The 587-nt window shown below is 65.2% G+C and carries 2 protein-coding genes; one reads left to right on the forward strand and one right to left on the reverse strand.

What is annotated here, in order from left to right:
* The coding region (locus BIU91_RS19130) for a hypothetical protein (protein WP_216099630.1) at nt 1-323 on the reverse strand (323 nt) is incomplete at its 3' end.
* Here BIU91_RS19130 and BIU91_RS19135 point away from each other — a divergent pair.
* Nucleotides 313-587: hypothetical protein (locus BIU91_RS19135; RefSeq protein ID WP_216099631.1), on the forward strand; the 275-nt coding region annotated here is incomplete at its 3' end. The genes BIU91_RS19130 and BIU91_RS19135 overlap by 11 nt on opposite strands.

Here is a 587-nt window from a genome sequence, read left to right on the forward strand (position 1 = left end):
TTCCGGTGTTCACTACTGATGAAACAGGGGCCGCCGAAGTGATCGGCGTGCAGGATGGGCTCGTCCTGCCGGCCGGCGATCGCGAGCGCCTTCGTACCGCAATGGCCGCTACCCCGATCCTGAAAGCCTCCGAGAGACGAGCGCGTGCTGAACGTGTGCGCGCAACTGGTGGAGGGCGGACTTGGCGTCACTTCACAATGACCATCGACGACGCCATAGTCGCTGCACGCGCTACTCAGGAGGGCGAAGCGTGAGATCGCGCCGCAATCCTGCCTGCCAGGAGCGAATGTCGGGAGACGAGGTGCGGCCACGATGAGGGTCATCCACCTGCTCCTACCGCGGGTCGGGGCGCAGGCATTCTTGGCCCTCGCGAATTACCTCGTCTCGATCACGGCCGCCCATGCTCTCGGCACTGGGCCGCTTGCCGCCTTCTTTGCGGCATGGGCTCTCGAATCCACCTGGGTCGGCGCGGTCCGAATGGTCCTCGTGCCGGCGTTGCTGCTTTCCAAACGGACGCCACGCCTCCTCCCGCTGGCATTGATGAGCGTGCTCCTGGGGACCCCGATCGCTGCTGCCGTCTTCATCAC

The organism is Curtobacterium sp. MMLR14_002 (assembly GCF_001864975.1).
Taxonomy (GTDB): Bacteria; Actinomycetota; Actinomycetes; order Actinomycetales; family Microbacteriaceae; genus Curtobacterium; species Curtobacterium flaccumfaciens.